This window comes from Agromyces kandeliae, from assembly GCF_009674665.1.
Classification (GTDB): domain Bacteria; phylum Actinomycetota; class Actinomycetes; order Actinomycetales; family Microbacteriaceae; genus Agromyces; species Agromyces kandeliae.
Genome location: NZ_WKJD01000009.1, coordinates 84,894 through 109,070, shown reverse-complemented (window position 1 = coordinate 109,070; position 24,177 = coordinate 84,894). Strand labels below are relative to the sequence as shown.

The following is a 24,177-nucleotide window of genomic DNA, read 5'->3' as shown; positions in this document are numbered from 1 at the left end:
CGGATGACTCTCGCGCGAACTCCCAGTAGAATTGCGTATCCGCAATCGGTTAGGAGGGGCGCTATGGATGCGGCGACCATCGTCAAGCGCATTCGCGCACTGAGCGGCATCAGCCGGAAGGAGCTCGCGGAGCTTGCTGACCTTTCGCCGTCGTCCGTGGGCCGGATCGAACGCGGCGAGATGGACCCCACCTGGGGAACGCTCTCCCGCATCCTGTCAGCAACCGGCTACCGGATCAGCGGCGACACCATCGTCTCGGCGGGTGACCCCTCCGCCGTCGCGGCCGCACGCCCCTGGATCGATGCGGTTCTGACGGCGCTGGAGTCGACCTCCCGCACGCTCACGCCCGGGTTGGTGGGTTCGGCGACAGATCTTGCTGTCGCTGCGATCAGGGACAGTGGGAAGAGTTGGTCCGATGTCTGGAGTTCAACGCTGCAGAATCTCATGTTCCCGCTCAACCCGTTGTCGGCGGTGACGAGCGAGTGGTGGGGGCGCTGGCAGCGCGCGGGCTGGCTCGACGATCAGGCCGACATTGAAGACCTGGTGACGCTCGCGATCTCGGCCGGCAACGCCGCCAAGATCAGCCGGCGAAACAGCGTCCAACGCTCGGTCGGAGCCCCGGAAGGATGGCAGGCGCTCGCTCGCCGACTTGGCGAAGCAAACGTCGACTATGCCGTGTCCGGCCTAGTGGCCGCTCGCGAGGATCGCCCCGTGGCGGATGCGAACATGCCCGTGTTCTACGTTGACGACCCGATCGGCATCGCGAATAGATTCGCGCTTGCACCCGCTCCTCCAGGTCATGGTGTTCTGCTGGTGGAAGCTAGCAATGGTGAGCTCGACGATGTTGAGACCGAGGACGGGATCCGGTTCGTGTCGCGTGCCCAGGCGATCCTCGATGCGTTCGCTGGCTCCGGGCGCGAGCCGGACAAGGCAGAGAACGAACTCCGAAAGCTTCTGGCCACGGCATGAGTGGCCTGTTTCACAACCAGATCGACCCGGATCGCGCGCCGCTCGAACCCGAGATCGTCACCTCGCGTCGCGCCCTGATCGAGGTGATCATCGGTCTTTCGGATCACCGCGAGGCCCTGACCGTGCTCGGCGGCCATGCGGTCATCGAGGTCACCCAGCACCTACCCGCGCTTCCGCCGGACGACACGACCCGTGACGGTGACCTCGGTATCATCCCGCAGCTCCTCGGAGATGACCCGATCCTCGAGCAGCGAATGATTGAGCTCGGCTATGAGACGGCACGAGTGGAGCGTCCGGGAGTCTGGTCGCCCCTCTCACAACGAGATCGCGACATCCACGATCGTGACAGCGTGGACCTGATCGCGCCGATGAGCCTCTCCCGCGGCGAGCTCGAGTCCACGCGGACGATCCGCGCAGCACGAGTCGGCCCGCACGGCGACCGAGTGGTCTCGGCGACGGAAGGCACCGAGCTCAGCCTCGTCGACCGCCATCTCCGCACGCTCCGCGCATTCGACGACGGGCCAGAAGTTGACGTCTACATTGCCGGCCCGACCGCGCTGCTGTGCGCCAAGGCCTACAAGCTGCATGACCGAATGGACCCGAACCAACTCCAACGCAATCCGGACCGGCTCCGCGCGAAGGACTTCGCCGACCTCTACAGGCTGCTGCTCGCCGTGACACCGGAAGACGCCTCGGCGATCTTCACCGCGGGAGCCCAGCGCGAGGAACTTCGGGCGGCTGTGCTTCTGGGCGAAACCTACTTGCTCGAGATCCTGGACGACGCGGCAAATGTCGCGGTGATGGTTGCCGACGCCTGGGGCGACTCGTCGCGTGAGCTCGAGTTCCGCGCCGTCGTTGCCCGTTGGCGCCGTGATTATCCAACTCGATCCGACCAAAGCTAAGCGATGCAGAGCGCCGCGATCCTGTAGGGTCCGGAACGGGATCCGACGAGCGAATCTTTGTTGCTCGACAGCCATCGCACGCCGCGTTCTAAGGCTCGAGTTGCCGTGTGGCGAAGCGGGTCACGTCACAGCTGTGGAACTCGCGGCACCCAGTTTCGCTCCAGCGCGACTGCGGCAAGCGGAGACGGGGCCTCTCGCACCATCGTCGTCTCCGCATGAAGAATCCACTCCGTCGGATACCGTCCCGGTTCCTGCAGGAGGGCTTCCGCCGTTGCCTGATCGAGACGACGTGCGTTGCCCGAGAGCCCGACCAACGAGTCGGTTCCAAGCTTTGCAAGTCCCTCTAACAGAACAGTATCGAGCCTGCCGAGGAGGCGAGAAGCCAGAGCTTCGGCGACTGGCCAGGCGGCGGGTTCCGGGCAGGCTATCTCGACGAGATCGACGTCCGGCACGCCGCCGAGATCGTCTAACCGGTGCCTCTGGTGCTGCCAATGCGCGAGCAGGAGTCTCACCCGCGTGTCGAGTCCCGTTTGTTCGAGGTTCCACGACGAAGGCAGTTTGCGGGCGGAGCCGTTCAGCGCGATGCGACTCGAACTCCCTGCCATCTCCCAGAACTCGTCGTTCGACAGCTCCGATACGACCTGCTCCAGCCGGTCGAGGTTGGACTCGAGAACCTCAATGCTCGCCGTTGCAAGCAGCGCGACCGCCCAAGTGCGGCGGGACAAGGCATCGAGGTATGCGTCGAAGGTCTCTCCCCACCACTCCGTGCCAGGCCGTCTACGGAGCTTGGCAACGAGCGTGCCGTAGTCGACGTTCGCACCCAGCGCTTGCCCGTCAGGGTCGATGGTGCCCGAGCCGCGGAGTCCGACCGCTGCGGCTCCTGTCAGCGCGATCTCGGCAGCGAGCCATGACGGCTCGTGGATCTGCGTCAGCACGCGAGCGGGCTGCTGCCACGGTTCGGTCGTGCCAACCTGCGACTGCTGTCGCCGACGCACTGCGGATCGCAGTTCGGCGTACGCGGGGTTTATCCCGATCAACTTGTCCCAGGCCGAGTTCCGCGCACCTTGGTCCGCTTCACGGAACACCACGTGGGTTTCTTCGTAATTTCGCTGATCGTTGTAGGCGGGCAAACCGCGATGGAACCACTGTGGCTGCATCGCGACGAGAAGGGCCCCAGCCTCGCTCGTCGCGCGACCCCGCACATCGGAGGCTTCTCCGTCCAGAACGCTTCGCAGGAGCGCACGCGCGACAGGCGACTCACCGGCTTCCGCACCCACGGTCAAGGCCGCCACCCTGACCCTGCTAGATGCACAATTGAGTCGTTGCCCGAGGTCAGCCTTCAGCTTTTGGATGCCGAAACGTGCACCGATGGCGAGCCACGCGGCCTCGTTCGGCGAGCCGAGCGCATCCTCGAGCTGTTCGGTCCACCATGCGGTGAACTCCGCTTTGGTCAGGGTGCTCTGATCTCGGAGCATGTCGACTCGAGCGGTAGTCATGGGTTCCGCCGGCGCGCTTGCGATATCCGTTCGCAGCACTTGGCTCAATTGCGTGCCCCCCGCATCCGGCGTCAGCTTGGCGAAGTCCGGCTTGTACTGGTAGTCGCGTGCAAGATGTAGGGTCACGTCGTCAGTGAGAAGGCGGACGACGTCGCGCTGGACTGGCGTGTTCCCCATGAAGACCGCGTCCATGAGCAGCGCCCATGCAGCGACGCGATTCTCAGTCGCACTCCCCGGAGACCGCAGGGCGTCTTCTACCCCGTAGCGCATCCCGGCGAGTTCGTTGGGCGACGCGAATCCGGCATAGAACCGAGCGGTGTTGAGCCAATATGGTCGCCCGAGCAACTCACGAAGCACAGCCTGCTTGGAAAGCGGCTGGATCATGGTGCGACCGCCCCATTCCGCGAGAAACCGCGCCGCGAAGTACTCGCGGACTGGTTGCACAGCGAATCGGAAGAGTCCTTCCGTCTCGCTGGTCAATGCCCAGAACCGGTCGGAGGCCAGGCGGAAGATCTCCGGAGCGCGTTCGTGGTCCGCTTCGATCTCGCGCAGGTAGAGCAGAAGGGTGGTTTCGAGGTCTTTCCGCGCCAACGCTCCGGCGGTCGGCTTCGTTTCCACGCCCGACTGCATGTGCCACCCGATGAACGCGGTGACTTCCTGAACCTGGGGAACGGCGTTGCGATCGATCTGGCCTCGCGCAACCTCCCGGTCCAGCAGGGTCGACATGTAGTCGCTGTACAGCGGCGTCCTCGAAACTGGAACAGCGTCGCCTTTCTTGCTGATGAGGTACAGAAGGATCGCCAGCTGCATCGGGTTGTCAGCAAGCTTCGACACGTGGTCGAGGGTCGTTCGGTCGCGGAAGATGCGCCGAAGCTCATGCCGCTGCGCCCCGTCGATGTGCCGTGCGTCGCACCATTTCACGACAAATTCCGATTGCAGGGCGTCGTTCATCGGTTCCAGCCGCATCCGCTGGAACCGCTCGGAGCTGGGCTCCGGAAGGTTCGTGGCGTTGGGTCGGGCCGTCACGACGATCTGGAACGACCTGAGCCGCCGCTGCGTGCGCCCCATCCGCACCGCCAAGAGCTCGATCTCGTCGACCACGATCCGGCGCAACGACGGGTCCGCGACCTCGTCGAGGCCGTCAAACACGATGAGACACGGGTACCGCTCGAGCAGACTCTGAACGTCCTCGACACTGACGGCTCGGCCGCCGCTCGCAGCCTCGCAGAGTTCGGCGATGTAAGCCTCGGCGCTTCGGGCACCCTGCTTGCGGCGACCTTGGACCTTCGGTCGCAAGTCGTCGAAGGTGTCGAATCCGTCGACCCATGCCGCGTACTCCTTGACATCGATGCGCAACGGAAGCTTGGGCTCACCGATCGGAATCCTGGGCCACGCCGTGTCCTGCGCCGCCTCCGGCAAAATCACCGCGCGATGCACCTGGCAAAGGTACTGGGTCAGCGTCGACTTCCCTTGGCCGGGGACCCCGACGAGGAACGTGAGCGGCGCCGGCGTCCCTAAGAGCGTCTCCACGGCGCCTCGCGGCGGCCCGGTCAGCAGCTTGGGCGTCTGGCGCAGCGCCTCCGCCGCGTTGCGCGGGGGCGCGATTAGCCCGGCCTGGACGTCGACGAAGAGTTCAGCGAGACTGACCCCATCGAGCTCGACCTGGGAGAAGCGCACGCGCGCATCCTCCTCCCATTGCGTCGCCAGGACGCGCAGCATGGTCTCCCGGGTGGCGGCAGCAACTGCTTCCACGTCCGCGCCGAAGATGAGATATCGAATCGCATCGGTCCCGGCGAGCATGGCCTGGTATGACCACTTGATGTTGTCACCCGCGTCGTCGACTTCCGCATCGATCTCGGCCTGCCACCAGCACTCGACAGGGATGCCAAACTCCTCGCCATACGCATCGAGCTCCTGCTGGAGCTTCTCAAGCGTTCCGGCCCCTGTGGAACTCGAGGTACTAGCGACCGAAGTCATCAAGATGTAACGGCTCGCACGTCCTTCCTCGATGAGCTTCTTGATATTCGCCCGTTCACCTTCGATGGTCTGCTTCAGCCAGGTGACGGGATCGCGCTCGAACTTACTCGTCCACTTGACCTGATAGATGATGCTGCCCTGGGCGATGTCTATGCCGCCATCGGACATACCAACAGGGAAGCACTGCACCGGGTCGAACTTCTTCCGGAGCAGGGCCGCGCACAGGCGCTGAAAGTCCTTCTCCGAAAGCCGCCAATACAGGTACCTGAACGTATTGCCCGGCTGTTGCTCGGGTCCCTTGCTTGCGGACGGACGAGGGGCGCGTCGGCCTGCCTGGCTTGTTCGGGTCACGAAACCTCCGAGTCACGATCGCCAATCACGTTAGCGTCAGCCTTCGACATTCAACGGATGGGGCCGCTGCACCGATCGGTGACACCTCATCCGTGATGTCGAGACCGCTGAGAAAATCCCATCGCCGCTCGACCTGCCAGACATGGCGGAGCGGGGCGAGACTGAGCCTAGCTGGGGTACCGATTGGGCAGGCGGGCGAGACCGCGGAGACTTGATGCGCACACGCTTATTCAACGAATATGCACGCGAGCTCACCCGATATGTTCCCAGCTCATCCGAGTAGCATCACTCCCGCAGCATCCGTTCTCTCAAGGAATCCCGGGTCAGTCCGAGATCATTCGAGATTTCCGCATCGCGAGGAAAGACGTCGAGGACGTCCGCGTCACCATCGTGGTGTCGCTGGTTCGAGTCCCGCCCTCGCTACTGAAACCCTCGGTTCGCCGGGGGTTTCGCGTATCCGGTCGGCTGCAATCTTCGACGCGCCGGGCGCGACGATGACGCAGACCGCGGCGCCCGGTCCCGCGAGGTTGACCGCACGACCGCGGGGGCCGCGCCCATCGGCACGACCCCCGCGGCATCGTCGGGCGATGCGTCAGACGCGCGCCGTGCGCCGCACCACGTCGCCGAGCGCGTCGGCGTCGAGCGCGAACAGGTCGCGAGACCCGGCCGTCGCCGGGCCGACGAGGCCGGAGGCCGCCGGGAGCAGCTGCTCGGCGTAGAAGCGGGCCAGCGGCAGCTGCGTCGCGGCGATGGCGTCGCCGTCGAGCTCGCGCGCGGCGAGCGCGGACTTCGCGAGGAGCCATCCGCCGACCACCAGCCCCCAGATGCGCAGGTACGGGCTGGAGCCCGCGAGCACCGAGTTCGGGTCGGAGGCGCCGGTGCTCAGCATCCACGCGGTCGTCTGCTCGAGTTCGTCGAGACCCGTGTTCAGCTGCGCACGGATGGACGAGAACTCGTCGCCGGCGGCCGCCAGCTCGCCGTCGAGCTCGCGCATGGTCGCGATGAACTCGAGGGCGGATGCCCCGCCGCGGACGCCGAGCTTGCGCCCCACGAGGTCGGCGGCCTGGATGCCGTTCGTGCCCTCGTAGATCGCGGCGATGCGCACGTCGCGGTAGTGCTGGGCGGCGCCGGTCTCCTCGATGAAGCCCATGCCGCCGTGGACCTGCAGCGCGAGCGACGTGAGCTCGTTGCCGAGGTCGGTTCCGAACGACTTGCAGATGGGGGTGAGCAGGCCCACGATCTCGTCGGCGCGGGCTCGGGTCGCGTCATCCGGGTGGTGGGTGGAGATGTCCACGTACACGGCGTTCAGCAGCATCATGCGGCGGAGCGCGGCGATGTACGACTTCTGCGTCATGAGCATGCGGCGCACGTCGGGGAAGTCGATGATCGGCGAGTCCTGCGTCGCGCCGATCGCGCGGCCCTGGATGCGCTCCTTCGCGTAGTCGAGCGACTGCTGGTACGCGCGCTCGGCCACGGCGAGTCCCTGCGTGCCCACCGAGAGGCGAGCGCTGTTCATCATCACGAACATGATGCGCATGCCGAGGTTCTCGTCGCCGATGAGGTACCCCGTGGCGTCCTCGTACGACAGCACGCAGGTGGGCGAGCCGTGGATGCCCATCTTGTGCTCGACGCCGAGCGTGTGCACGCCGTTGCGCTCGCCGAGCGAGCCGTCGTCGTTCACGAGGAACTTCGGCACGATGAAGCACGAGATGCCCTTGGTGCCGGCGGGCGCGTCGGGCGTGCGGGCCAGCACCAGGTGCACGATCTGCTCGCTCAGGTCGTGGTCGCCGAACGTGATGTAGATCTTCTGGCCGGTGATGCCGTACGTGCCGTCGGGACGTCTGACGGCCTTCGTGGTGAGGGCGCCCACGTCGGAGCCGGCGTGCGGCTCCGTGAGGTTCATCGTGCCGGCCCACTCGCCGCTGACCATCTTGGGCAGCCAGGCCTGCTTCTGCTCGTCGCTGCCGTAGTGCAGGAGGGCCTCGATCGCGCCCTGCGTGAGCAGGGGCGCGAGCGAGAAGGCCATGTTGGCCTCCATCGTCAGCTCCTGGATGGCGAGTCCGATCGAGCGCGGGAAGTCGCCGCCGCCGTACGCCTCGGGCAGCGGGACCGAGCCCCAGCCGGCCTCGACGTAGGCGGCGTAGGCCTCCCGGAACCCGGTCGGCGTCGTCACCGTGCCGTCGGGGTTCAGGCGGGCACCCTCCACGTCGCCGGCGCGGTTGGTGGGGGCGACGACCTCGGCCATGAAGCCGCCGACCTCCTCGAGGATCTCGGTGACCATGTCGAGGTCTGCGTGTTCGAAGCCCGGAAGCTCGGCGACCCGGTCGTAGCCCACGACGTGCGTGAGCGCGTACGCCAGGTCGGCGACGGGCGGACGGAAATCAGTCATCTTCGGACTGTAGGCGCGGGACTCCGCGTACGGGCCGAATCTGTCGCCATCGACGAAGCAGGTCGGTCGAAGCGGCGCCGCACTTGTGGCACCCGGCAATCGGACGCGTCCACCCGACGTCGTCGGCTTCTGCCGCGCGAGGCATGGATGCCTGCCCATTGGGGCATGGCACTGGCCACGCGGGCTCGAGGTTCCCTAACATCGGTCTCAGGCATCGTGTGCGGTGCGCCGCCGCGACGTCGTGAGCGGGGGGACGGGATGGCCGATCGCATCTGCTGGAACTGCGGTGCGAAGAACGCGCCGGATGCGCGCTTCTGCACCAACTGCCAGTCCTACCTCGGTTGGGACACGGGCTCCGGGGACTCCGGCGGCGATTCCGGCGGCGGCGCGGGCGACGAGGCGAAGACGGCGACGGGGAGCGATACCAGGCCCGGCGGCGAAGCGGCCGGCGCGGGAGTCGGGTCGGGCTCGACCGCGACCGAGGGTGTGCCCGACGTTCACGTTGGGGGCGACGACCGCAGCGGGGATGCGGGCGGCGACGACGATGCCGGCGGGTCCGCCGGGGAGGCCGCCGCGATCGGGACCGCACCCGCGCCCGGCTCGCCCGACGTGACCGTCGCGACGCCCGAGGTCACGCTCAGGCCGGACGGGCCCGCGCGGGTCGAGCTCGCGATCGAGAACCCGACCAAGGTCGTCGACGGCTACGACGTCGAGATGGTCGATCCGCCGGACTGGCTCGAACTGGTCGGCCCGGAGGTCCACCTCATGCCGGGCGCATCGGACGACGTCGAGCTGTCGCTCGTCATGCGACCTGGACCGATGGTCGTGGCGCAGCGGGCCGAGCTGACCCTGCGGATCAGCTCGCAGGAGGACGCGAGGCGATACGCGGTCGCCGACCTCGTGGTCCACGTTCCGGCGTACGGGCCGCGGGTCGGCATCACGGCGAGCCCGGCGCTCATCAGGCTCGAGGACGCCGGCGACGGCTCGTTCACGCTGACGCTGGACAATCGGTCCGCGAACCATCCGCAGCGCCTCACCCTGGCCGGGAAGGATCCCGAGGACGTCGTCGACTTCCGCTTCTCCACGTCGACGATCGAGGTCGGGCCGGGTTCGACCGCCGACGTGCGCGTCGAGTTCTCGGCGCCCCAACCTCCGCCCGGACAGCAGCGGAACCGGCAACTCGCCGTGGCGGCCACGGACGACGAGGGGCCGATCCCGGCGACGATCACCCTCGTCCAGAGCACCGCGGCGGCGCCGGTCGATGCACCGATCACGCTGCGGATCCAGCCGAGCACCATCCGACTGGACGATGCTCAGGATGCCGAGTTCGACGTCCTCGTCGACAACCGCGGCGGGCACTCGGGCGTGACGGTCGCGCTGACCGGGGTCGACCCGGAACAGCGGCTCTCGTTCGCCTTCATCCCCGCGCGGTTCGTCGCCGCGCCCGGGAAGGTGACGAAGGCCAGGGGCCTGGTCCGCGCGGAACCGCCGCCGCCCGGATCGCAGGCGACCCACCCGTTCACCGTCGTGGCCACCGACGGCGCCTCGGATGCCTCCGGCGACGCGATGCTCGAGATGACGAGTTCCGCGGCGGCGATCGCGACCGCGGAACTGCGAGCGAACCCCGAACGCCTCGACCTCGGGCATCACCGTCAGGGGCAGTTCACGGTCGAGATCGACAACCGCCGCGGCGTTCGGCCGCTCAACGTGGCGATCTCCGGACGATCGGACGACGGTGCGGTGCGTGCGATGTTCGCCCCGGCCTCGGTCGTCGTCGCTCCGGGTGCGATCGGGTATTCGAGGGTGTCCCTGACGAGCCCGCATCCGCCGTCCGGGCAGCAGGCCACCCGGAGGTTGCACGTGACCGCGTCCGATGGAAGCCAGGATCTCGAGACGAGCGTCGAGATCGCGCAGGTGCGGCCCAATCGCCGTCCGACCGTCGGCAGATGGCTGATCGCCCTCGGGGCCGCGCTCGTCATCGTCGGAGCCCTGCTGCTGCCCTGGTTCATCGACCTCCCCAGGCCCGAGCTCAACCCGATCGCGATCGCGCAGGACATCCTCACGTCGACCGGACTCCAGTCCGAGTTCGTCGAGGGGCCGCTGCGCATCCTCCTCGTCGTGCTCGCCGTGCTCATGCTCTTCGGCATCGCGGGCAAGGACGGGGGACTGTCGCGCAAGACCGCCGTGCTCATCGTGCTCCTCGCTGCCGGGTACCTCGTCTTCCTCGCCGCCACGCCGGAGATGACGCTCTCCGCGCTCGACATCGGGTTGCCCTTCGTCTGGATCGGAGCCGCGCTCGCCTACGCCGGCGGCATCCTCGTCCGCATGAAGGACTGACGGAGTCCCTCCCGGCGGGAATGCGCAGCGCTCCATCGCGTTGGGCCTCAGTGGGATCGGTCGCGCCTGCGCCGGGCCCGTGAGGAGGAGCGCGTGACCGAACAGACCGCCGTCGGACTGCGCTCCGAGCGCGGGCCCGTGCTGGCCGCCCTGATGCTGTGCACCGGGCTCGTGGCGATCGAGGCGACCATCCTCGCCACGGCGGTGCCGTCGATCGTGGCGGACATCGGGGGGTTCGCCCAGTTCCCGTGGCTGTTCTCGATCTACCTGCTCGCCCAGGCCGTCTCCGTGCCGGTCTACGCCAAGCTCGCCGACACCGTCGGGCGGAAGCCCATCATGCTCGTGGGCATCGGCGCCTTCCTCGTCGGCTCGATCCTCGCCGGCTTCGCGTGGGACATGACCTCGCTCATCGTCTTCCGGGCGATCCAGGGCCTCGGTGCGGGCGCGGTGCTGCCCGTCTCGATCACGATCACGGGCGACATCTACAGCGTGCGGGAACGCGCGCGCGTGCAGGGGTACATCGCGAGCGTGTGGGCCGCGTCATCCGTCATCGGACCCTCGCTCGGCGGCCTGTTCGCCGAGTTCCTCTCGTGGCGATGGATCTTCTTCGTGAACATCCCGCTGAGCCTCATCGCGGCGTGGATGCTGATCCGCAACTACCACGAGACCGTCGAGCGGAAGAAGCACCGCATCGACGTCGCCGGGGCCGCGGTGCTCACGGTCGGGCTCACGCTCCTCATCCTCGCGGTGCTCGAGGGCGGCCAGGCCTGGGCGTGGAACTCGTGGCAGAGCATCGGCGCGTTCGGCATCGCCGCACTGCTCATCGTGGTGTTCGTCCTCATCGAGCGGCGGGCTGCCGAGCCGATCCTCCCGCTCTGGGTCTTCTCGCGGCGACTCATCGTCACGACGTCGCTGATCTCGCTCGGCGTCGGCGCGGTGCTCATCGGGCTGACGTCGTACGTGCCGACCTTCCTCGAGGTCTCGGCGGGAGCGACCCCGATCGTCTCGGGACTCGCGGTCGCGGCCCTCACGCTCGGCTGGCCCATCTCGGCCTCCCAGTCCGGCCGCCTCTACCTGCGCGTCGGATTCAGGAACACTGCATTCCTCGGGCTCGGCATCACCGTGCTCGGGGCGGCCGGGCTCGTCGCCGCCACGTTCGTTCCCAACCCCGTCACGACCGCCCTGGCCTGCTTCGTGGTCGGGCTCGGGCTCGGCCTCGTGGCGTCGCCGACGCTCATCGCCGCGCAGTCCTCGGTGCCGTGGTCGGAGCGAGGGGTCGTGACCGGCGCCAACATGTTCCTGCGCTCGATGGGCAGCGCCGTCGGCGTCGCGATCTTCGGCGCGGTGGCCAACGGCGTGATCGCCGACTCGGGGCTCGGCGCCCATTCGGCCGACGCGATCCGGGCGGCGTCGGCGGCCGTGTTCATCGGGGTGGTGATCGCCGCCGTCGCGACGATCGCCGGCGCCGTGGCAATGCCGCGCGCCCACGTCGACGACATCGAGCACCGACCGGCCGAGGCCGCGGAGGTCGTGGAGCCCACGACGGCGGCCTGACCCGGGTCCCGACACGCCGTGGGCCGGAGGTCCCGACCGGCCCGACCCCGTTCGTGGTCTGATACGCCCGACGAGGGGGTGCGTCGATGGCCAAGACGAGCGCGGCTGCCGCGGAGCGGTGGCGTGAACGCCGGACACCGCGCCGCCCGGTCTCCCGCCTCCTGGAGCGGTGGACCGTGGTCGACGGCGTCGACGTGTTCTACCGGGAATCGCCGGACCCTCCGCCCGACGCCCGGGTCATGTTGCACGTGCACGGGTTCGGCATGTCGGGCCGGTACCTCGTCCCGACCGCCGAACTGCTCGCCGACGAGTTCCACACCCTCGTGCCCGACCTTCCGGGGTTCGGCAGAAGCGGCCGGCATCCCCAGGGGCTCGACATCCCGGACCTCGCCCGAGCGGCCGCCCGGTTCCTCGACGATCGAGGGGTCGAGAAGGCGACGCTCGTCGGGAACTCGATGGGATGCCCCGTGATCCTCGAGTTCGCCACCAGCTTCCCGGACCGCATCGACCGCGCCGTGCTCGTCTCGCCCGCGGGCGGGGTGTTCAACCGCCCCCTGTCGCGGGCGATGCGGCAGCTCGCGCAGGACGGCACGCGCGAGCCGCCGCGGATGGCGCGCGTCGCCGTCCCGGACTACGCGCGGTTCGGCGTGCCGAGCACGCTGAAGCTCTTCCGGGCGCTCACGCAGTACCCGTCGCTCGACCGCCTGCTCGAGCTCCAGCTCCCGTCGCTCGTCGTCCTCGGCGATCGCGACCCGCTGATGCCCGGCCCCGCGCGCGTCCAGGAGGTGGCCGGGCAGATCGACAACCACGTGCTGGCCGTGACGATCGAGGGCGCCGCCCACGCGATCAACTTCAGTCACGCGCGCGCGCTCGCGCACATCATCCGGCGCTTCATGGACGACCTCCCGATCATCGACGACCCGACCCTGACCGACGGCACCCGCGTGGTCGAGATCCACCGCGGCGTGCACCATCCGCCGGCGAAGCGCGCCGAGTCGGGGGACGCCGGGTCGGGGGACTGACGCCATGACCGAGGCGAGCACGTCCGACCGGCTCGACCGGAGCGCCATCGTCACCCTCGTCGCGCTGTCCCTCGGGATCCTCGTCGTCGCGAACGACTTCACCGCCCTCACGGTCGCGGTGCCGAGCATCGAGCACGACCTCGATACGACCCTCAACCGCGCGCAGTGGGTCATCAACGGGTACACCGTCGTGTTCGGCGTGCTCATCGTCACGGGCGGCCGGCTCGCGGACCTCTTCGGGCGGCGTCGCGTGTTCGTGATCGGCGCGCTCGTCTTCGGCGCGTTCTCGCTCCTCGGCGGCCTCGCGCCGAACATCGGACTGCTCATCGCGGCGCGGGCGCTCATGGGCATCGGCGGGGCGATGATGTGGCCATCGGTGCTCGGCATGGTCTACGACATCATCCCGAAAGCCCGGAGCGGGCTCGCGGGCGGCCTGATCATCGGCGTCGCGGGGCTCGGCAACTCGATCGGGCCGCTGCTCGGCGGGATCCTCACCGACACCCTCGGCTGGCGGTGGATCTTCTTCGTCAACGTGCCCGTCGCGCTGCTCGCGGTGCTCGTCGTCATGCGCAACGTGCCGGAGTCGACGCGCGGCGGCGGCGTCCGCGTCGACTACGCCGGCATCGCCAGCCTGTCGGCGGCCGTGGTCCTCGTGCTCGTCGCGCTCGACATCGGCAGCGCGAACACGTTCTCCTCCCCGTGGGTGCTGGGCATGATCGCGGTGGGGGTGCTGCTGCTCCCCGTCTTCGTGCTCATCCAGCGAGGGCAGGGCGACGATGCGCTCGTGCCGCGCCGCGTGGTCGCGAGCCGGCAGTTCAGCGGCGCGCTGATCTCGATCCTGCTCCTCGGCTCGGTCTTCTTCGGCGTGCTCGTCTACGTCCCCCAGTACCTCGAGAAGGAACTGGGCTGGAGCGCCTTCGCGGCGGGCGCCGGCCTGCTGCCGATGATGCTCGTCTTCGCGACGGTCTCGTTCGCGGCAGGGCCGCTCTACCACCGCATCGGGAGTCGCCTCGTGGTCGGCATCGGCGCGGCGTGCCTCACGGGCGGCGTGCTCGTGATCGCCCTGGTCATCGGCACCGGTTACCTGCCGCTCGTGCCCGGGCTCGTGCTCTGCGGGATCGGCGTCGGCCTGTACTTCTCCGCGGTCACGACCGCCGCCGTCACGGCCGTGCGGCCGGAGGACTCGAGCCTGGCCGGCGGCATCGTCTACATGGGCAACGTCGCGGGCGGGTCCCTCGGACTGGGCGTGAACACGGCGATCGTGCTCGCCGCCGCCGCGTTCACGGTCGGCATCCGCAACGCGTTCCTCGTCGACGCGGCGCTCGGCGTCGTGGGCACGATCGTGGCGGTCTCGCTCATCCGCTCGGAGGGCTCGACGACGCGCACGCCGTCGTAGCGGCGCACGATCCGACCGACGATCACGGCGAGCGAGTCGAGCGGGGACCCCGGAACGGCGAAGACGGGTCGGTCCCGCCGAACCGGAGTAAGGCGGGACCGACCCGTCGTCTGCGGCGCCCCGGGGGGCGCGGCGTCAGAGCGCCTGCGGCAGGATGTCGAAGGACACGCGTCCGTCCTCCGCGACGCTGGCGTCGAGCGTCTTGTCGTCGAGCGCGATGGTCGCGCGCTCGCCGAGGTACACCCGGGCGCCCGACTGCTCGACCACGGCGTCGCCCGATTCCGGGGCTGGCGTGATCGAGACGCCGAACTGGGTGGCGTCCTTGTCCTCGGCCTCGATGCGCAGCCCCGATCCCTCGGGCGCACCGTTGCCGGCGACGATCTCCTTCACGACGGTGGCCGCGGTGTCGGTCAGTGTGAGCATGTCGTCCTCCTCTGATCGCGAGTCGGCCACGATTCCAGATCGGGCGGAGGACCGCCACCCCGAGACGCGCGTTTCGCTCGTCGCGTACCCTCGCGCCCGCGCGCGTCGCCTCAGGCCGACGGCCGCGGCTCGCTCGTGCCGCGGAGCAGCACGGGCAGGGTGCGCATCGCGTACGGGGACGCGTCGAAGTCCTCCTCGCGGTTGCCCATCAGCAGCCAGCTCTCGAAGGACCGCTCGTAGGTGTCGACGACGACGCGCACGGCGAGCGTCGGCGACCAGGTGAACCGCCGGTCGAGCTTGGCCATGAGGTCCTCGAAGACGGGGACGAGCCGCTCGACGAACGACCGCTCGGCCGCCGCCGCGGCGTCGCCGCCTCCGCCCTGCGAGGTCAGCGCTCGCAGCCGGCGCTGGGCGCGGATGATCAGGCCGCCGCGATCGAGCGGCCACGAGTCGGCGAGCATCCGCGCGGCGATGCCGACGGGATCGGCGGAGTCGGGGCTCGCCGGGTCGGCGCCGCCCGCCTCGGCGTCGGCCCCGGCATCCGCGAGGTCGATCGCGTCGAACGCGTCGACCGCCGAACGGAGCCGGCTCACGCAGTCGTGCACCAGCTGCTCGTTCACCGCATCGAGCAGCGCGTCGTCGGTGGCGAAGAACCGGCGGAACGCGGTCGGGTGCACGCCGTTCTGCTCGCAGATGTCGGCGATCAGCCGGTCGTCGAGCGCCCGCCCCGATCCGAGCGCGACGCGCGCCGCGCGCGTCAGCCGGTCGATGGTCACCTGACGCTGCTCGCTCCCTCGGCTCACGCCCGGCCTCCGCTTCCGTCTCGTCCCGATCCTCGACGAGCGTACTCCCCGCTGCTGCGCCGCTCGGCGGCTCCGCGTAGGCTCACGGTTCGTGCAGGAACCCTCGGCTCACGACCCGGCGGCGCCGACGGCGCCGGCCCCGCTCGGCCTCGGTCTCGCCGCGCTCGGCCGACCCGCGTACATCACGGCCGGCCGCGACGCCTCGTTCGGCGACGACCGCGGCATCGACGCGATGCGGGGGCGTGCGCACGAGATGCTCGACGTGGCGTGGGCCCGAGGCATCCGCTTCATCGACGCCGCCCGGTCGTACGGGCGCGCCGAGGAGTTCCTCGGGTCGTGGCTCGCCGCGCATCCCGAGCGCCGTGCCGAGCTCGCGATCGAGTCGAAGTGGGGCTACGCCTACGTCGGCGGTTGGCGCATGGACGCCGAGGTGCACGAGCGCAAGGAGCACTCGCTCGCCATGCTCGACACGCAGTGGCCCGAGTCCCTCGCCGCGCTGGGCGGCGCACCCGACCGGTACCTCGTGCACTCGCTGACCCCGGAGAGCCCGGCGCTCGCCGACGACGCGCTCCTCGACCGGCTGCGCGAGCTCGCGGCATCCGGCATCGCGGTCGGCATCTCGACGAGCGGACCGCACCAGGCCGACGCGCTCGACGCGGCCCGAGTCCTGCCCGACTCGCCCTTCGCCACCGTGCAGGCGACGTGGAACCTGCTCGAACCCTCGGTCGGCCCCGCGCTCGCCCGGGCGCACGCCGACGGCTGGTTCGTCGTCGTGAAGGAGGCGGTCGCGAACGGCCGGCTGACGGCCGCGGGCGATGAGGCGGATGCCGCCGCGCTCGCCGCGGCCGACGGCCAGGCGCTCGACGCGCTCGCGATCGGCGCCGCGCGCGCCCAGCCGTGGGCCGACGTCGTGCTCTCCGGGGCGGTGGAGCCCGCGCAGCTCGACGCGAACCTCGCCTCCCGCGCTCCCGCGTCCGATGCCGCGGCGCTCGCTTCGCTGGCCGAGGATCCCACGGCGTACTGGGCCGCGCGGAGCGCGCGCGCCTGGTCGTAGTCGCTCCGGCGCGCCATCCGTCACCGCATGGGGCGGTTGCACAGGGCCGAGGTCTACCCTGAAGCGTGACTTCCGACGACATCGCCATCGAGGCAGAGGCTCCCCAGGAGCCCACGACGCCCACCTTCGCCGACCTCGGACTCGAGGGGGCGGTGCTGCGGGCGCTCGACGACGTCGGCTACGAGACGCCTTCGGCGATCCAGGCCGCGACCATCCCGACGCTTCTCGAGGGGCGCGACGTCGTCGGCCTGGCGCAGACCGGCACCGGCAAGACGGCCGCGTTCGCGCTGCCGATCCTGGCCCGCCTCGACACCTCCGATCGCAGCCCGCAGGCGCTCGTGCTCGCCCCGACCCGCGAGCTCGCCCTCCAGGTCTGCGAGGCGTTCGAGAAGTACGCGGCGCACCTGCCCGACCTGCACATCCTGCCCGTCTACGGCGGCCAGGGCTACGGCGTGCAGCTGTCGGCGCTCCGCCGCGGCGTCCACATCGTCGTCGGCACGCCCGGACGCGTGATCGACCACCTCGACAAGGGCACGCTCGACCTCTCGGGCCTCAAGTACCTCGTGCTCGACGAGGCCGACGAGATGCTCAAGATGGGCTTCGCCGAGGACGTCGAGACGATCCTCGCCGACACCCCGGAGGAGAAGCAGGTCGCGCTGTTCTCGGCGACCATGCCCGCCGCCATCCGGCGCATGTCGGAGCAGTACCTCACCGACCCCGAGCAGATCACGGTCAAGACGAAGACGCAGACCTCGGCGAACATCACCCAGCGCGTGCTCGTCGTCGCGCACGCCCGCAAGGTCGACGCGCTCACCCGCATCCTCGAGGTCGAGGACTTCGGGGGCGTCATCATCTTCGTCCGCACCAAGAACGCGACCGAGGAGCTCGCCGAGAAGCTCCGCGCGCGCGGGTACGAGGCGGCGGCGATCAACGGCGACATCGCCCAGGTGCAGCGCGAGCGGACCGTCGAGCAGTTGAAGAGCGGCAAGCTCGACATCCTGGTGGCGACGGATGTCGCGGCCCGCGGCCTCGACGTCGAGCGCATCACGCACGTGGTCAACTACGACATCCCGACCGACCCCGAGCCCTACGTGCACCGCATCGGCCGCACGGGTCGTGCGGGGCGCACCGGTGACGCGATCAGCTTCGTGACGCCGCGCGAGCGCGGCCTGCTGGCCCGCATCGAGAAGACCACCAAGCAGCGCATGACGCCCATGGACCTGCCGAGCGTCGACGAGATCAACGAGTCGCGGCTCAGCCGCTTCGACGACCGCATCTCGGCCGCGCTCGAGCAGGCGGAGCGCATCAGCGGGTTCCGCGACATCATCGCCCACTACGTGCGTCACCACGACGTGCCCGAGACGGATGTCGCCGCGGCCCTCGCCGTCGTCGCGCAGGGCGATTCGCCGCTGCTCATGGAGCCCGAGCCGGAGCCGGCGCCGCGCGAGCGCGGCCGCGACCGGTTCGACCGCGACGACCGCGGCCGCGACCGGTTCGACCGCGACGACCGCGGCGGCCGCGACCGGTCCGACCGCCAGCCGCGCGCGGGCATGGCGATGTACCGCCTCGACGTCGGCAAGCGTCATCGCGTGATGCCCGGGCAGATCGTCGGCGCGCTCGCCAACGAGGGCGGACTCGCGCGCGACGACTTCGGCGCCATCCGCATCCAGGCCGACTTCTCGCTCGTCGAGCTGCCCGCGAACCTGCCGAAGGACGTGTTCGATCGGCTCGCCGACACGCGGATCTCCGGGCGCCTCATCGACCTCCGGCTCGACACCGGTGGGCGGCCGCGCCGCCAGTACGACGACCGTCGCGGCGGCGGGCGCGGGTACGACCGCGACCGCGGCTCCGACCGTGGGCACGGCGGCGGCCGCGGGTACGACCGCGACCGCGGATCGGGCGGCGGTCGTGGGTACGACGACCGCGGTCACGGCAGCGACGCGGGGGACGGGCGCAAGCCGCGCAAGCCGCGGCACGGCAAGTCCTGAGCGCTCACGAGCGGCGGGCGAGTTCCTCGCTCCGCCAGCGGTCGTAGCGGTTCCACGGGTCCTCGCCGCCTGCGGCGAGCTCGGCGACGTGCCGGACGAGCGGCTCGTCGAAGCGGAACCACTCACGTCCGGGCCAGCGGGATGCCGCGAACTCCGCGTGGCGGCGCTGCTCGAGGGCTCGCCCGCCGCGCTCGAACGCGAGCACCTCGTCGTGCGGGATCGTCGCGAGCCGCCGCCTGGGGTTCGATGACGTGCCGATCTTGACGCGCTCGCGCCAGCGGACGTAGTACACGACGTCGACGCGCGGCGGCGGCAGCTCGGCATCCGGCACGTCGCCCAGCCGCCATTCGCAGATCGCGCACACCCACCCCGACGGATACCGCACGCCGACCCGCGAGCCGCAGGCGAGGCACGCTCCGGGAAGCACGTCGGTCGCCCCGTGCGAGCTCGTGACCCACTCGTGGGCCGCCAGCAGGTGCATGGTGCACAGGCGGAGCGGCGCGCCGGGTTCGGCGGGAGCGGCGCACGGCCCGCGCTCGTCGACGGCCGTGCAGGCCGCGGCATCCGTCGTCATGCGTCGCACGCTACGCCGGCCGTCCGACAGGCCGTCCGAGTGCGACTCCTGCGGTGGAGTGCGATTCGAGATCGACCTCCACCGCAGAAACGGTACTTCGACGGGGGAGGCGGGATCCGGCGCGCGCCCGCGGCTCAGCGCCGCGGCGTCGTGCTCGCTCGCACGACCAGTTCGGGCTGGAAGACCGTCTGGCGCGGGATCAGCTCGGGGTCGGCCGTCTCCTCGAGGAGGATCCGGAGTGCGGTGCGTCCGATCATCCGGCTCGGCTGGCGCATCGACGACAGCGGCACGGCCGCCGCGGCGGCGAACGAGATGTCGTCGAACCCGATGAGGGCGATGTCGTGCGGGACGAGCATCCGACCGTCGACGATGAGCGCCTGCAGCAGCCCGAGCGCGAGCAGGTCGTTCGCCGCGAAGATCGCGTCGGGTCGCTCGGAGCGCGGACGGGCGATGATCCGCGCGCCGGCGGCCGCCCCGTCGGCGACGGTGAGCGCATCGGTGGCGACGACCTCGAGGTCGACGTGCTCCCGAGCGTTCTCGGCTGCGGCCCGGGCCCCGGCGAGGCGGTCCGTGACCTGGCGGATCTCGAACGGCCCGCCCACGAACGCGATCCGGCGGCGACCGGTCGCGATCAGGTGCTCCACGGCCATACGCCCGCCCGCGACGCTGTCGACCGAGACCGAGCTGAACCGCCCGTCGCCGCTGAACCGGTCGACGAGCACGGCCGCGATCCCTCGGGCGCGCAGCCGCTCGAGTCGCGGGTTGATGTCGCCGTACGGGGAGATGAGCACGCCGCGGACCTGCTGCTCCTCGAAGAGGTCGAGGTACGTGCGCTCGCGCTTCGGGTCCTCGTCGGTGTTGCCGTAGAGGATCGCGATGCCCGACTTGGACCCCTCGTCCTCGGCTCCGCGCACGACGTCGCCGAAGAAGGGGTTCTGCCCGTCGAGCACCACGAAGCCGACCGTCGTGCTCACCCCGGCGCGGAGCTTCCTCGCCGCGTCGTTGCGCACGTAGCCGAGGGCCTCGATCGCCTCCTGCACGCGGCGCACCGACTCGGCGGACACCTCGCCGGGCCGGTTGAGGACGTTGGAGACCGTGCCCACCGAGACGCCCGCGTGCTGGGCGACGTCGCGAATGCTGACCGCGGCCATCCTGCTCCTTCGCAATCGAACTTCGAGGTCATCCGTCCGGGTCGGACTTGACCCTCGCCGATGTCCTCCATAGAGTATGCCTGAATCGAGCCTGAATCGATTCATAAAGTTTTCACCTCAAGGAGGAGGACGTGACCGTGGAGCAGACCACCACGACCCCCGCGCCCCCGGCGCTCGAACTCGCGAAGGTCGTGAAGTCGTTCGGCGCCGTCGTCGCCCTCCGATCGGGCACCATCACCCTCGAGCAGGGATCGATCCACGCACTGATCGGCGAGAACGGCGCGGGCAAGTCGACCCTCGTCAAGATCATCGCCGGCCTCTACCGACGCGATGCCGGCACGTTCCGGCTCCGCGGTGAGGAGGTCGACTTCCACTCGACCGCGCAGTCGAAGGCCGCGGGCATCGCCGTCATCTACCAGGAGCCGACGCTCTTCCCCGACCTCTCGGTCACCGAGAACATCTTCATGGGTCGCCAGCCCACCAACCGGTTCGGCCGCATCGACCGGAAGGCCATGCGCACCGAGGCCGAGGAGATCTTCGCGCGGCTCGGCGTCTCGATCGACCCCGACCGCATCACCGACGGCCTGTCGATCGCCGACCAGCAGATCATCGAGATCGCCAAGGCGATCTCGCTCGACGCGCGAGTGCTCATCATGGACGAGCCGACGGCCGCCCTCTCCGGCGTCGAGGTCGAGCGCCTCTTCGCCGTCGCGCGGAGCCTCCGCGACGAGGGCCGGGCGCTCATGTTCATCTCGCACCGGTTCGACGAGGTCTTCGCACTGTGCGACACCGTCACGGTCATGCGCGACGGCAGCTACATCGCCACCGAGCCGATCGCCGAGACGAGCGTCGACGAACTCGTCCGCCAGATGGTCGGCCGCGACGTCGCCGAGCTCTTCCCGAAGCTGCCCGCCGAGATCGGCGACGACGTGCTCGTCGTCGAGGGGCTCACCCGGCCCGGCGTCTTCCACGACATCAGCTTCACGGTCCGAGCCGGCGAGATCGTCGGCCTCGCGGGGCTCGTCGGTGCGGGCCGCAGCGAGGTCGCCCGCGCGATCTTCGGCGTCGACCCGTACTCCTCCGGTTCGGTCCGGGTCTCCGGCACGGCGCTGCCGAAGGGCAACCCGAACGCCGCGATGACGAGGGGCCTCGCGCTCGTGCCCGAGGACCGGCGCAAGCAGGGCCTCGTGCTCGACGAGTCCGTCTCGCGCAACATCACCCTCGCCATCCGCTCGACCCTCACCAAGGGCGGGCTCCTGACCGACCGGGCCCAGAACACCGCGGCCGCGGTGTGGGCGAGTCGGCTCGAGGTCAAGACGGCCGCACTCGACGCCGAGACGGGCACCCTGTCGGGCGGCAACCAGCAGAAGGTCGTGCTCGGCAAGTGGCTCGCGACGGAGCCGACCGTGCTCATCGTCGACGAGCCGACCCGAGGCATCGACGTCGGCACCAAGTCCGAGGTGCACCGCCTGCTCTCCGTGCTCGCCCAGCAGGGCATCGCGATCCTCATGATCAGCTCCGAGCTGCCCGAGGTGCTCGGCATGGCGGATCGCGTGCTGGTGATGCGCGAGGGTTCGCTCACCGGGGAGTTCCCCCGATCCGAGGCCACGCCCGAGGCCGTCATGTTCGCCGCCACCGCCGACAAGGAGGACGCGAAGTGACCGCGACCACCGCCCCGCCCGCCAAGCCCGCCCAGCCGGGCTCGTCAGCCGCGACGCGAATCGTCTCGCACATCTTCAAGGCCCGCGAGACCGGCATCCTCATCGCCCTGCTCGCGGTGATCGTCGTCGCGACCGCCGTCAACCCGAACTTCCTGTTCTCCTCCGACGGGTTCCGCGACCTGCTCCTGACGCCGTCGCTGCTGCTGCTCGTCGCCGTCGGCCAGGCGATCGTGATCATCACGCGCAACGTCGACCTCTCGGTCGGCTCGGTCCTCGGGCTGACCGCCTACCTGACCGGCCGGCTCTTCATCGACATCCCCGGCATCCCGGTCATCGCGGTGTTCCTCGCCGGCATCGCCTTCGGCGCGATCCTCGGCCTGATCAACGGCGCGCTGGTCGCATTCGCGCGGGTGCCCGCGCTCGTCATCACGCTGGGCACGCTGTACATCTACCGCGGCATCAACGTCGCGTGGACGGGCAGCGACCGGATCAACGCGTCCGACCTCCCCGCGGCGTTCCGCGGGCTCGGCACCGGCCAGATCCTGTTCATCCCGATCCTCACGATCATCGCCGTGATCGTGCTCGTCATGGCCGCATGGGTGCTCCGCAACCTGCGCAGCGGCCGCGAGTTCTACGCGATCGGCTCCGACCCCGACGCCGCGCACCTCTACGGCCTTCGCGTGACCCGACGCATCCTCACCGCGTTCGTGCTCAGCGGCGCGCTCGCCGGCCTCTCCGGCGTGCTCTACGCCGCGCGCTACGGAACCGTGAGCTCGGGTGCGGGCACCGGCCTCGAACTCCAGGCCATCGGCGCCGCCGTCATCGGCGGCGTGGCGATCTCGGGCGGCGTCGGCACGGTCTGGGGCGCCGCGATCGGCGCCTACCTGCTGCTCACCATCAACCGGGCGCTGCCCATCGTCGGCATCCAGGACTTCTGGCAGCGCGCCGTGGTCGGCGCGCTCATCATCGGGGCGATCGTGCTCGACCGGGTGCTCGCGCTCCGACAACACCGCAAGCTCATCGAGGCCAGGGAGGACGTGCGATGACCGCCACGGCACCGGCATCCGTTCCGGACACCCGTTCCGCCCGCACCTACGCGGCGTACTCGCGGCCGCTCTGGCGCCGCGTGCTCCTCACACGCGAGTCCGCCATCATCGGGCTGCTCATCGTGGTCATCGCGGTGTCGCTCGCGGTCGTCCCGAACTTCGACAGCCCGCTCACGGTGACCTACCTGCTGCGCGACATCGCGCCGATCCTGCTGATCGCCCTCCCGATGACGCTCATCATCATCACCGAGGAGATCGACCTGTCGGTGGCGAGCGTCGTGGGCCTCTCCAGCGTGATGACCGGCATCCTCACGCAGGCGGGCTGGCCCTTCGCCCTCGCCGCGATCACCGCGATCCTCGTCGGCACGATCGCCGGCGTGGTCAACGGGTTCCTCGTCACCGTCGTCGGCCTGCCGTCGCTCGCCGTCACGATCGGCACGCTCGCGCTGTTCCGCGGCATCGCCGTCGGGCTGCTCGGCACCACCGCGGTCACCGACTTCCCCGAGTTCTGGTCCGACCTCGCGAAGGACAACATCCCGGGGACCCCGATCCCGGGCATCATGATCCCGTTCGTCGTGCTCGCGATCGCGTTCGCGATCCTGCTGCACTTCACGCCGTTCGGCCGATCGCTCTACGCCATCGGCCTGAACAAGGAGGCCGCGTCGTTCTCGGGCATCAACGTCGGGCGCACGAAGTTCTGGCTGTTCGTCATGAGCGGCGCCATCTCCGGCTTCGCCGGCGTCTACTTCACGCTGCTCTACAGCAACGCCCGCGGCGACAACGCGACCGGCCTCGAACTGCAGGTCATCGCGGCGGTCCTGCTCGGCGGCGTCTCGATCTTCGGCGGTCGCGGCGCCCTGCACGGGGTGATCGCCGGCGTCCTGCTCATCGGCGTGCTCGGCAGCGCGCTCCGGCTCGCCGGGGTGACCTCCGACATCATCAACGTCATCACGGGCGTGCTGCTCGTGCTCTCCGTGGTGTCCGCAAGCCTCCTCGCCTGGCTCCGCCGTCGGCGGATCTCGGCGATCGGGAAGAAGAAGGAGCGAGAGCTGGCGGCATCGTCGTCCTGATCGCTCCACCTGGA

The 24,177-nt window shown here is 69.8% G+C and carries 17 protein-coding genes; 11 read left to right on the top strand and 6 right to left on the bottom strand.

Going from position 1 to position 24,177, the window contains the following annotated elements; all coding sequences use genetic code 11:
* Positions 1-63 precede the first annotated feature (63 nt).
* Both GJR97_RS05885 and GJR97_RS05880 read left to right on the top strand, forming a co-directional pair.
* Positions 64-969 (top strand): helix-turn-helix domain-containing protein, encoded by a 906-nt coding sequence (locus GJR97_RS05885; RefSeq protein ID WP_154345577.1) that lies wholly within the window; start codon positions 64-66, stop codon positions 967-969.
* Positions 966-1,871 carry a hypothetical protein gene (locus tag GJR97_RS05880; protein WP_154345576.1) on the top strand — a complete coding sequence of 302 codons (906 nt, stop codon included), beginning with the start codon at positions 966-968 and terminating at the stop codon, positions 1,869-1,871. The genes GJR97_RS05885 and GJR97_RS05880 overlap by 4 nt, the downstream gene beginning before the upstream one ends.
* Before the next feature lie 125 nt (positions 1,872-1,996).
* Here GJR97_RS05880 and GJR97_RS05875 read toward each other — a convergent pair whose 3' ends face one another.
* Both GJR97_RS05875 and GJR97_RS05870 read right to left on the bottom strand, forming a co-directional pair.
* Positions 1,997-5,695 carry an NACHT domain-containing protein gene (locus GJR97_RS05875; RefSeq protein ID WP_154345575.1) on the bottom strand — a complete coding sequence of 1,233 codons (3,699 nt, stop codon included), beginning with the start codon at positions 5,693-5,695 and terminating at the stop codon, positions 1,997-1,999.
* A 592-nt stretch (positions 5,696-6,287) separates the two neighbouring features.
* The gene (locus GJR97_RS05870) at positions 6,288-8,084 is read right to left on the bottom strand and encodes an acyl-CoA dehydrogenase (RefSeq protein WP_154345574.1); all 1,797 of its coding nucleotides are present in this window, start codon (positions 8,082-8,084) and stop codon (positions 6,288-6,290) included.
* Between the two features lie 258 nt (positions 8,085-8,342).
* On the opposite strand from GJR97_RS05870, the gene GJR97_RS05865 reads away from it, so the two are divergent.
* The 4 genes from GJR97_RS05865 to GJR97_RS05850 all read left to right on the top strand — a co-directional run bounded on the left by GJR97_RS05865 (position 8,343) and on the right by GJR97_RS05850 (position 14,393).
* Positions 8,343-10,421, top strand: a complete 2,079-nt coding sequence (locus tag GJR97_RS05865) for a zinc ribbon domain-containing protein (protein ID WP_154345573.1) — start codon at positions 8,343-8,345, stop codon at positions 10,419-10,421.
* A 153-nt stretch (positions 10,422-10,574) separates the two neighbouring features.
* Entirely contained in the window at positions 10,575-11,975 is a 1,401-nt protein-coding gene (locus tag GJR97_RS05860) for an MFS transporter (RefSeq protein WP_154345669.1), read from the top strand.
* A gap of 86 nt (positions 11,976-12,061) precedes the next feature.
* A complete protein-coding gene (locus tag GJR97_RS05855) occupies positions 12,062-12,997 on the top strand; it encodes an alpha/beta fold hydrolase (protein WP_154345572.1) in 936 nt (311 codons plus the stop codon).
* A gap of 4 nt (positions 12,998-13,001) precedes the next feature.
* Positions 13,002-14,393, top strand: a complete 1,392-nt coding sequence (locus tag GJR97_RS05850) for an MFS transporter (RefSeq protein WP_154345571.1) — start codon at positions 13,002-13,004, stop codon at positions 14,391-14,393.
* Positions 14,394-14,528: 135 nt separating this feature from the next.
* Here GJR97_RS05850 and GJR97_RS05845 read toward each other — a convergent pair whose 3' ends face one another.
* Both GJR97_RS05845 and GJR97_RS05840 read right to left on the bottom strand, forming a co-directional pair.
* Positions 14,529-14,816 (bottom strand): iron-sulfur cluster assembly accessory protein, encoded by a 288-nt coding sequence (locus tag GJR97_RS05845; RefSeq protein ID WP_154345570.1) that lies wholly within the window; start codon positions 14,814-14,816, stop codon positions 14,529-14,531.
* Between the two features lie 110 nt (positions 14,817-14,926).
* A complete protein-coding gene (locus tag GJR97_RS05840) occupies positions 14,927-15,619 on the bottom strand; it encodes a hypothetical protein (RefSeq protein WP_154345569.1) in 693 nt (230 codons plus the stop codon).
* Positions 15,620-15,710: 91 nt separating this feature from the next.
* On the opposite strand from GJR97_RS05840, the gene GJR97_RS05835 reads away from it, so the two are divergent.
* Positions 15,711-16,673 (top strand): aldo/keto reductase, encoded by a 963-nt coding sequence (locus GJR97_RS05835; RefSeq protein WP_324613208.1) that lies wholly within the window; start codon positions 15,711-15,713, stop codon positions 16,671-16,673.
* Between the two features lie 65 nt (positions 16,674-16,738).
* Positions 16,739-18,661 carry a DEAD/DEAH box helicase gene (locus tag GJR97_RS05830; protein WP_324613207.1) on the top strand — a complete coding sequence of 641 codons (1,923 nt, stop codon included), beginning with the start codon at positions 16,739-16,741 and terminating at the stop codon, positions 18,659-18,661.
* Positions 18,662-18,665: 4 nt separating this feature from the next.
* Here GJR97_RS05830 and GJR97_RS05825 read toward each other — a convergent pair whose 3' ends face one another.
* Both GJR97_RS05825 and GJR97_RS05820 read right to left on the bottom strand, forming a co-directional pair.
* A complete protein-coding gene (locus GJR97_RS05825) occupies positions 18,666-19,235 on the bottom strand; it encodes a GIY-YIG nuclease family protein (RefSeq protein ID WP_154345568.1) in 570 nt (189 codons plus the stop codon).
* A gap of 134 nt (positions 19,236-19,369) precedes the next feature.
* Entirely contained in the window at positions 19,370-20,386 is a 1,017-nt protein-coding gene (locus GJR97_RS05820; protein WP_154345567.1) for a LacI family DNA-binding transcriptional regulator, read from the bottom strand.
* A gap of 131 nt (positions 20,387-20,517) precedes the next feature.
* On the opposite strand from GJR97_RS05820, the gene GJR97_RS05815 reads away from it, so the two are divergent.
* From GJR97_RS05815 to GJR97_RS05805, 3 genes are read left to right on the top strand one after another with little or no spacing between them, the layout of a single operon-like run.
* The gene (locus GJR97_RS05815) at positions 20,518-22,047 is read left to right on the top strand and encodes a sugar ABC transporter ATP-binding protein (protein WP_407643576.1); all 1,530 of its coding nucleotides are present in this window, start codon (positions 20,518-20,520) and stop codon (positions 22,045-22,047) included.
* Positions 22,044-23,093, top strand: a complete 1,050-nt coding sequence (locus GJR97_RS05810; RefSeq protein ID WP_324613206.1) for an ABC transporter permease — start codon at positions 22,044-22,046, stop codon at positions 23,091-23,093. The genes GJR97_RS05815 and GJR97_RS05810 overlap by 4 nt, the downstream gene beginning before the upstream one ends.
* Positions 23,090-24,163, top strand: a complete 1,074-nt coding sequence (locus GJR97_RS05805) for an ABC transporter permease (RefSeq protein ID WP_154345566.1) — start codon at positions 23,090-23,092, stop codon at positions 24,161-24,163. Before GJR97_RS05810 ends, GJR97_RS05805 begins: the two co-directional genes overlap by 4 nt.
* The last annotated feature ends 14 nt before the right edge of the window (positions 24,164-24,177 follow it).

What these genes read in the sequence shown, in the direction of transcription:
- GJR97_RS05885 (WP_154345577.1), top strand. Translation starts at nt 64, where the DNA reads ATGGATGCGGCGACCATCGTCAAGCGCATTCGCGCACTGAGCGGCATC.
- GJR97_RS05880 (WP_154345576.1), top strand. Translation starts at nt 966, where the DNA reads ATGAGTGGCCTGTTTCACAACCAGATCGACCCGGATCGCGCGCCGCTC.
- GJR97_RS05870 (WP_154345574.1), bottom strand. Translation starts at nt 8,084, where the DNA reads ATGACTGATTTCCGTCCGCCCGTCGCCGACCTGGCGTACGCGCTCACG.
- GJR97_RS05865 (WP_154345573.1), top strand. Translation starts at nt 8,343, where the DNA reads ATGGCCGATCGCATCTGCTGGAACTGCGGTGCGAAGAACGCGCCGGAT.
- GJR97_RS05860 (WP_154345669.1), top strand. Translation starts at nt 10,575, where the DNA reads ATGCTGTGCACCGGGCTCGTGGCGATCGAGGCGACCATCCTCGCCACG.
- GJR97_RS05855 (WP_154345572.1), top strand. Translation starts at nt 12,062, where the DNA reads ATGGCCAAGACGAGCGCGGCTGCCGCGGAGCGGTGGCGTGAACGCCGG.
- GJR97_RS05850 (WP_154345571.1), top strand. Translation starts at nt 13,002, where the DNA reads ATGACCGAGGCGAGCACGTCCGACCGGCTCGACCGGAGCGCCATCGTC.
- GJR97_RS05845 (WP_154345570.1), bottom strand. Translation starts at nt 14,816, where the DNA reads ATGCTCACACTGACCGACACCGCGGCCACCGTCGTGAAGGAGATCGTC.
- GJR97_RS05825 (WP_154345568.1), bottom strand. Translation starts at nt 19,235, where the DNA reads ATGACGACGGATGCCGCGGCCTGCACGGCCGTCGACGAGCGCGGGCCG.
- GJR97_RS05820 (WP_154345567.1), bottom strand. Translation starts at nt 20,386, where the DNA reads ATGGCCGCGGTCAGCATTCGCGACGTCGCCCAGCACGCGGGCGTCTCG.
- GJR97_RS05805 (WP_154345566.1), top strand. Translation starts at nt 23,090, where the DNA reads ATGACCGCCACGGCACCGGCATCCGTTCCGGACACCCGTTCCGCCCGC.